We start from the raw sequence: 7,740 nt of genomic DNA, 5'->3' as shown, positions 1-7,740 counted from the left end.
CGCCACCGACCTCTACCAGGTGCTCGAATATTCCGACGTTCCGGCGGGCGCGGTCAACATCGTCACCGGCCACACGGCGGAACTTGCCGCCGTGCTCGCCAGGCACGACGACGTCGACGGCCTCTGGGTCGTCGCCGAGGCCGACATCTGCGCCAAGGCGGATGCCGAATCCGTCGGCAACCTCAAGCGCGTCTGGACCGGCCACGGCCGCAGCCTCGACTGGCAGACCGCCCAGGGCGAGGCGTTCCTGCGCCGCGCCACCGAGGTCAAGAACGTCTGGGTCCCGTACGGGGACTGAGAAAGTAAGGGAGTAAGGGAGTAAGGGAGTAAGGGAAACATACTCCCCTATTCCCCTACTGCCCTATTCCCCTCCCCCCTCAGGAAATCTTCGCCAGCAGCTGCAGCAAGGTCGTCGCCTCGCGCGCCGACAGCGGCGCCAGCGTCTCCTCGGTGATCGTCCGGGCCAGCGGCACCAGTTCCTCGACCGTCCGCTGCCCCTCCTCCGTCAGGCCGACCAGCAGCCGGCGCTTGTCGACCTCGTGTTTGCCGAGCCGCACCAGCCCGCGCGCCGCGAGCCGGTCGATCACCCCCTTCACCGTCGCCGCGTCCATGGCGATCAGCGCCCCGAGCTGGTTCTGCGAGGTCTCGCCGACGTCGCGCAGCTTGGCGAGCGCGGCGAACTGCGGCGGGGTGAGGTCGGCGATATGCGCGGCGAAGATCGCCACATGGCGCTGGTGCGCCTTGCGCAGGATGAAGCCTATCTGGTCCTGCAGCCGGTAGCCGACGTCGTGGCCGGGATCGTCCGGGCTCATCGCAACCCGTCCCATGCCTTGATGTCCTCGGCTTTCAGCCCGCCCATGCGGTTGTGGATGCGCGGGCCACAGGTCATGACCAGCGCGAAGACGATCTCGTCGGGCCGCGGCCCGTCGGGCACGCCGACCTCCATGGCGTCGAAATGGCTGCGCACATAGGCGGCATTCACATGGCCGATCGGCACATCCATGCGCGCGCCGAAGCCGCCCAGCTTCTTGGCCGACGGCACGATCGCCTTGGCCTCGCCCAGCCGCTCGCGCATGGCGTAGCCGCCGGGCACGTGCCAAAGGGCGCCATGCTCCAGCTCGCCGGCGGAGCCGACGATCGCGCCCTTGCCGTAGCCGTCGATGGCCTTGACGTCGCCGCCGAGCGCGGCGATCAGCCGGTCGCTGAGCATCAGCCCGAGCGGCTTCAGGTCCTCCATCGCCGCCTGCAGCACCTCGACATAGCGCCCGGCGAAGGGGTTCTTCACCACCGCGAGCGCAGCGGCCCGCCGGCGCGGCTCCTTTGCCGGCAAACCGCCGTCGTGAAAGATCTCCTCGACCGTCACCGCGATCTTGCGGACCGGAAATTCAGGCATGGTCAAATTCCTTGGTTGGCATCGATACGGTCTTTTTCCCGACACCCGGCCCCCGCTGCGCTGCCTCGGTACCGGGATCGATGTCGTGGCTGGGGAGGAGCGTGGAAGCGACGGCGCTCGCCTCTTCTCCCAGGCGGAGAGAGGATGGCCATGCAGCGGCCGGATGAGATGGCAACAGCCCCGAGAAGCGCGCATCGCGACCCAGGAACAATGCGGCCGCTTCGATCAGGCCGCGCCGGCGGAAATCTTCCACGACCTGCAGCCCTGCATCCAGCGCCGCCGCAACCTCGGGCGCACTCAGCGGGCCGACCGCCGTCGTCACCGGCCGTTCGCCGAGATCGCTGTCGGGCGCGAGCTGCCGCGCCGGCCGGCGCGCGATTGCCGGGTGGCCGGGCAGGTCGACCGCATTGGCGATCAGCGTCGCCGCGGCGTCGGCCGCAGCCGCGCTCACGGCAAGCACGGTGACCGCATCGGCGATGCCGAGCGAGAAGCTGCGGCCGCGCCAGCCGCTGGTGGCAATGCCACGCACCCGGTCTTCGGCGCGGATCGTCAGCCGGTCGGCTCGGCCGGTGCCGGCGATCGCCGCGTCGATCCGCTCGCCCGGCGCGATGTACAGCGCGATGTCGCCGCCGTCGTTGACATAGGCGCGGCAGAGCGCGCGACCCAGAACCGTCGCCTCGAGCATTTCGTCGGCTACCGATCCGGCTACCGCCGCCATCGGCGTGATGAAGCGTTCCGCCAGCGGCGCCACCGCGGCCTCCATGCGCCGTGCCGTCGGGCCGGCGAACGGCCGCGGCTGCTTGCCGGTCGGGCGGCGGAGTTCGGGCAATTCCTCGACCAGTTCCGGCAGGATCGTCTCGAAGCGCGCCGCGCATTGCCGGTAGGCGGCCTGCACCTCGACGGCATCGCCGAATGCCTCGACGACCAGGTCGATCGGCCCGTGGTTGAGATGCAGCCGCCGCCCGTCGGGCAGCCAGTTGGCTTGCGGGCCGGTCATTGTCCCGGTCCCCGCCTGAGCTGAGCCAGCGGCGGCCAGGGATTGGGGGAAGGCGCCGGACCGGTGGCGCGGTCGTTGAAATATTCGCCGCCGCGCCCGAGCACGTCCGCGACGGTCCTGATCTCGGCCCCGTAGCCGCCCAGCGCCAGATAATGGTCCTTGCGCAGGGTGAACTCGATGGGCGCGACCAGCGCCGGCGTCGGCACATAGCCGAAGGCGCCGTCGGGCACGCGCGTGACATCGACCATCAGCGTGATGCCGCCGCCCGGCCAGACATAGACCGGCGCGCCGCCGACCGTGACATAGGTCTCGAGCCGATGCACCGAACGCGTCAGGTTGACCGGGTTCTCGGTCACGCCGGCCCTGAGGCTGCCGCCGGCGCCGCCGACGAAGAGCACCGTGCACAGCGCCGGCTCGCAATTGTCCTCGATCAGCCCGACCGATTTCCTGAGCCTGTCGGGGAACGGCATTTCGACCGGGCGCAGGTCGCCGTCGAGCTCGTAATAGGCGAACTGTTCGCCTGTGGTCGACACCATCAGCAGCGACAGGCCCGGCCGCGCGCCCTTCTTCGGGTTCCAGTCGCCCAGGATCGCCAGCGGATCGGAAATGGTCGTCCCACCCCAGCCCAGCCCCGGTTCCGACACCTTGAAATAGCGCCCCGGCGTCGAGCGCCGGCCGAGGATTTTTATCCCCGTATCTTGCCAGCCCAGCACCTTGCCGGCCTGGTGCTCGGAGACGACGCCGGTGATGTGGTCGTCGACCACCACCACTTCGTCGACCAGCCCGCGCCACTGGCTGGCGAACATGCCGATGGTCGCCGAGCCGCAGCCGACGCGCATCCTGTGCTCGACCGTGCCGTCGATCACCGGCGGCTTGCCGGCCTCGACCACCACGGTCGCGCCGCCGTCGATGGCCAGTTCCACCGGCTTCTTGTTGCACAGGTCCATCAGCGTTTCGCAGGTGACGCGGCCTTCCGGCTTGGAGCCGCCGGTGAGATGGTTGACGCCGCCGAGCGACAGCATCTGCGAGCCGTACTCGCCCGTCGTCACGTGGCCGACGGCTTCGCCCCCGGCGCGCACCGTCGCCGTTTCCGGGCCGATGTGGCGGTCGGTGTCGATCTTCACCTTGACGCCGCAATAGGAGAAGATGCCCTCGGTGACGACGGTCACCAGGTCGACGCCCTCGACCTCCTGGCTGACGATGAACGGCGCCGGCTTGTAGTCGGGATAGGTGGTGCCGGCGCCGATGGCGGTGACGAAGCGGCGGCCGGTGTTGACGAGTTCGCCGTCCCAGGGCTCGGCCGAAAAAGGCACGACGGCCGCGCCGCTCTCGACCGCATAGTCCAATACCCTGACGGGATCGCAGCGCACGATGCGGCCGCCGAAATTGCCGTAGCGGTCGCAGGCGCCGGTGCGGCCCTCGGCGATGTAGCACATCACCGGGCAGGCGTCGCAGCGCAGCTTCTCGCCGGCCTGCTTGTCGCCGGGATCATGGGTCTCGAAGCGTTCGGACAGCTCGCTCATCGGCTCTTCCCGCGGATGGCGGCGAGGATGCGCGACGGCGTCGCCGGCAGCCTGCGCACCGAGGCGCCGGTGGCGTGGCGGATGGCATTGAGGATCGCCGGCGCGGTCGGGATCAGCACGTGCTCGCCCAGACCCTTGGCACCGAAGGGTCCTTCCGGATCCGGAACTTCCACCAGGATGGTCTCGATGGGCGGCACGTCGCCTATGGTCGGGATCAGGTAGTCGTGCAGGTTCTCGGTGCGGCCGGGGATGTATTCCTCCATCAGCGCCATGCCGATGCCCTGGGCGATGCCGCCCTGGATCTGCCCTTCGGCCAGCAGCGGATTGATCGCCTTGCCGACGTCATGGGCGGCAGTGATCCTGGTGAGCTGCACCGTGCCGATGGCCAGGTCGACCTCGAGCTCGGCGATCTGGGCGCCGAAGCCGTAGACCGCATAGGGCCGGCCCTGGCCTTTCGCATCGAGCGGCGTGGTCGGCGGATCGTAGGTCGCCTCGGCCGTGAACACGAGGCCGTGGCCATCCGGCTGCAGGCTCTCGAGGTCGATGTGGCGGCGCAGGTCGCCCTCCCACACCGTCAGCACGCCGGCTTCGAGATGCAGCCGGGCGGCGGGCGAGACATTGGCGACGCGCAGGATCTCGTCGCGCAGCGTGTGCGCCGCCTTTTCCGCCGCCCTGCCCGAGACATAGGTCTGGCGCGAGGCCGAGGTCTTGCCGGCGTCGGGGGTGGATGCGGTGTCGGCGCTTCTCAGCTCGATATCCGCAAGCGCCAATCCCAGAGCGTCGGCGACGATCTGCGCGATCACCGTGTTCGAGCCCTGCCCGATGTCCACCGCCCCCTGGTACAGGACCACCTTGCCGGCGGGCGCGATGCCGAGCCTGATGGTCGAGGGGTTGGGAAGCGAGGTGTTGCCGCAACCGTACCAGCAGGACGCGATGCCGACGCCGCGTTTCCGCGCGACGTTGCCGGCGTTGAACGACGCGGCCTCCGCCAGGGCGCGTTTCCAATGTTGTTCGAGAGCCTCGAGGCAGTCGACGATGCCGACGCCGGCCTCGAGCCGCTGGCCCGTGACCGTTTCGCCCCCGTTCCGAAGCGCATTGTTCAAGCGGAACTGCAGGCGATCCATGGCGAGCTTGTCGGCCAGCTCGTCGTAGAGCGTCTCCTGCATGATCGCGGCCTGCGGCACGCCGAAGCCGCGGAAGGCGCCGGAAACCGGGCCGTTGGTATGGACGGCGCGGCTCGTCGCCCGGTAGTTCGGCGTGGAATAGGGCCCGCTGGCATGGACCGGCACGCGGTTCGCGACCGTCGGTCCCCAGCTGGCATAGGCGCCGGTGTCGAACGCGCCGTCGAAGACCATGCCGGCGATGGCGCCGTCCGCATCGGCCCCCAGCGTCGCGCGCATCCGCGCGGGGTGCCGCTTGGTGGTCGACGTCATCGAGTCGCGGCGGCTGTAGGCAAGTGCCGCCGCCCGCCCCGTCTTCAGCGCCACCAGGCCGATCAGCGGCTGCACCGAGAGATCGAGCTTGGATCCGAAGCCGCCGCCGGTGGCGGTCGGCACGATGCGCACCTTCTCCGGCGGCAGGCCGAGAACCCGCGCGGTGTCGTCGCGGTCCATGTAGGGCGCCTGGGTGCAGGCAACGACGGTCAGCGTGTCGCCGTCGAAAACGGCGTGGCCGGCCTCCGGCTCGACATAGGCGTGCTCGACGAACGACGTCTCGATCTCGCCCGAGACGACGGCGGCAGCGTGGGCGAGCGCCGCCTCCGGGTCGCCGCGCTCGACATGGCCGCGCACCAGTATGTTGCCGGCGCGCCCGGCATGGACAAGCGTCGCTCCGTCTTGCTCGGCCTGCTCCGGCGCAAAGAGCGCCGGCAGCTCCTGCCAGCGCACGGGGAAATCCGCCAGGTCGATATCGCGCGCGGCCCAGCCCTCGCAGGCCACCAGCGCCACCGCCTCGCCGCGGAACCGCGTCTCGGCCTCGGCCAGCGCCGGCTGGTCGGCGAAGGCGGGGATGACGCCGAACCGGTTGACGCCCGGGATATCCGCCGCCGTGAATACGCCGCCGACGCCGGCGTTCTGCGCCACATAGGCGCCGAGATCGCCGAAGCTGAAGGCCGCGCGATGGTGCGGCGAACGCACGACCAGCACCGACAGCGCATCCGTCGGGAACGCATCGGCGCCGAAGCGGTCCGCGCCCGTCACCTTGGGCACGCCGTCGAGCCTGACCGGCGATGCGCCCACCGCAGCACCGGCGGGAGGAAGGGTGAAGTCGCACCATTTGGATAATGCACCCCCCTCTGGCCTGCCGGCCATCTCCCCCTCAAGGGAGGAGATTAGCTGTGGCGTCGCCTTCGCCAATCGCCGGGGCCGCGAGGTGGGCGCAGCGTTCAAACTGCCGATCTCCCCCCTTGAGGGGGAGATGGCCGGCAGGCCAGAGGGGGGTGGGAGGAAACGATGCGCCTCCACCACCGCCTCGATGATCTTGCGATAGCCGGTGCAGCGGCACAGCACGCCGCCGAGCGCCTCCTGCACCTCGTCCTCGCTCGGTTGCGGCCTATTTTCCAGCAGCGCCGTTGCCGCCATCAGCATGCCCGGCGTGCAGATGCCGCATTGAGCGGCGCCATGCGCAAGGAACGAGGCCTGCAGCGCCGACAGGCCGTCGCCGCCGAGCCCTTCGACCGTGCGGATCGAGCAGCCTTGGGCCGAAGCCAGGGGCGCAAGGCAGGCGCAGACGGGGGAGCCGTCGAGCAGCACGGTGCAGGCGCCGCAATCGCCGGCATCGCAGCCGACCTTGGTGCCTGTCAGGCCGAGCTCCTCGCGCAGGATGGACGACAGCCGCCGCATCGGGGCGGCCGAGACCGACGCCGGCGCGCCGTTGACCATGAAGCTGATCGGCGCGCGGTCGGGTTTCATGCGGCGGCCCGCCTTTGCGGATCGGCTGCGGCCGCCAGCAGGGCGCGGGCGACGATCTCGCGCGCGGCGGACCGCCGGTAGTGGGCGCTGCCGCGCACGTCGTCGATCGGCGAAAATTCATCGAGGGGCGCCCTGGCGACGATGTACTCGATGGCGTCCGGCGCCTGACCGGCCAGTTCCGCCTCCAGGACCCGCAGGCGCTGGGCCACCGCCGAGCAGGCGCCAACCGCGACCGCCGCGGCCTCGATCCCGCCGTCACGATCAAGCGTCACCCTTGCCGCCGCCATGGCGATGGAAATGACGAGATAGCGCCGCGCGCCGAGCTTGAGGAAGGCCGAGCGGCCGCCGGCGGCGGCCCTGGGCACGCGGATGGCCGTCATCATCTCGCCGGGCCGCAGCGCGGTGCGGCGGTTGCCCAGGATGAAGTCCGGCAATGCGAGATGGCGCGTCGCCAGAGACGAGCGCAGCTCCACTTCGGCTTCGAGCACCATCAGCGCCGGAACGCCGTCCGCCGCCGGCGAGGCGTTGCACAAATTGCCGGCGACCGAGGCGACGTTCTGGATCTGCACCGATCCAACCTCGCGCGCGGCCTGCTTCAGCGCGTCGAAGGCCGGCGGCAACGCTGCCTGCCGAACCTCCGTCCAGCTGGTGCGGGCGCCGATGACGACATGCGTTTCGGTCTCGGCGATGCCGCGCAGCTCGGCGATCGAGTTGATGTCGAGCATGTCCTGCCGGATGGGGGAACTTCCTAGCGCGGGATAGAAATCGGTGGCGCCGGCCACGACCCGCCAGGCCCCCTCGCCCAGCAGGGCGAGTGCTTCGTCGAGCGTCGTGGGTCTCGCGTAGCGGGTCACGCAATGCCTCCCGGCCCGGGCCGGTCAATTCATTCGCATGCAAATGATAATCCGCCGCGACCTT

General features: G+C 70.1%; 7 protein-coding genes. 1 reads left to right on the top strand and 6 read right to left on the bottom strand.

All coding sequences use genetic code 11. The features are described from left to right. Positions 1–298: aldehyde dehydrogenase family protein (locus tag AmiPiv_RS24440; protein WP_340041765.1), on the top strand; the 298-nt coding region annotated here is incomplete at its 5' end. A 79-nt stretch (positions 299–377) separates the two neighbouring features. Here the strand turns inward: AmiPiv_RS24440 and AmiPiv_RS24435 are convergent. Genes AmiPiv_RS24435 through AmiPiv_RS24410 form a run of 6 tightly spaced genes read right to left on the bottom strand, consistent with a single transcriptional unit; the run spans position 378 to position 7,676 of the window. Then, on the bottom strand, positions 378–827 hold the full coding sequence (locus AmiPiv_RS24435) for a MarR family winged helix-turn-helix transcriptional regulator (RefSeq protein WP_340041763.1): 450 nt from the start codon (positions 825–827) through the stop codon (positions 378–380). Continuing rightward, positions 809–1,393, bottom strand: coding sequence for an amino acid synthesis family protein (locus tag AmiPiv_RS24430; RefSeq protein ID WP_340041761.1), 585 nt, complete (start codon positions 1,391–1,393; stop codon positions 809–811). Before AmiPiv_RS24430 ends, AmiPiv_RS24435 begins: the two co-directional genes overlap by 19 nt. Further along, a complete protein-coding gene (locus AmiPiv_RS24425) occupies positions 1,386–2,390 on the bottom strand; it encodes a UPF0280 family protein (protein ID WP_340041759.1) in 1,005 nt (334 codons plus the stop codon). The genes AmiPiv_RS24430 and AmiPiv_RS24425 overlap by 8 nt, the downstream gene beginning before the upstream one ends. Continuing rightward, positions 2,387–3,913: a 6-hydroxynicotinate reductase gene (locus tag AmiPiv_RS24420; RefSeq protein WP_340041757.1), complete on the bottom strand. Its 1,527-nt coding sequence runs from the start codon at positions 3,911–3,913 to the stop codon at positions 2,387–2,389. The genes AmiPiv_RS24425 and AmiPiv_RS24420 overlap by 4 nt, the downstream gene beginning before the upstream one ends. Then, a complete protein-coding gene (locus AmiPiv_RS24415; RefSeq protein ID WP_340041755.1) occupies positions 3,910–6,822 on the bottom strand; it encodes a molybdopterin-dependent oxidoreductase in 2,913 nt (970 codons plus the stop codon). Before AmiPiv_RS24415 ends, AmiPiv_RS24420 begins: the two co-directional genes overlap by 4 nt. Continuing rightward, a complete protein-coding gene (locus AmiPiv_RS24410) occupies positions 6,819–7,676 on the bottom strand; it encodes an FAD binding domain-containing protein (protein WP_340041753.1) in 858 nt (285 codons plus the stop codon). Before AmiPiv_RS24410 ends, AmiPiv_RS24415 begins: the two co-directional genes overlap by 4 nt. Positions 7,677–7,740: the final 64 nt, after the last annotated feature.

The sequence above is a fragment of the Aminobacter sp. Piv2-1 genome (genome assembly GCF_037625995.1).
Classification (GTDB): Bacteria; Pseudomonadota; Alphaproteobacteria; order Rhizobiales; family Rhizobiaceae; genus Aminobacter.
Note: the sequence above shows the minus strand (reverse complement) of the source record. Positions and strands in the feature narration are given on the sequence as shown.

Bases quoted from the DNA above. Each gene is read 5' to 3' on its own strand.
- AmiPiv_RS24435 (WP_340041763.1), bottom strand. From the start codon at position 827: ATGGGACGGGTTGCGATGAGCCCGGACGATCCCGGCCACGACGTCGGC.
- AmiPiv_RS24430 (WP_340041761.1), bottom strand. From the start codon at position 1,393: ATGCCTGAATTTCCGGTCCGCAAGATCGCGGTGACGGTCGAGGAGATC.
- AmiPiv_RS24425 (WP_340041759.1), bottom strand. From the start codon at position 2,390: ATGACCGGCCCGCAAGCCAACTGGCTGCCCGACGGGCGGCGGCTGCAT.
- AmiPiv_RS24420 (WP_340041757.1), bottom strand. From the start codon at position 3,913: ATGAGCGAGCTGTCCGAACGCTTCGAGACCCATGATCCCGGCGACAAG.
- AmiPiv_RS24415 (WP_340041755.1), bottom strand. From the start codon at position 6,822: ATGAAACCCGACCGCGCGCCGATCAGCTTCATGGTCAACGGCGCGCCG.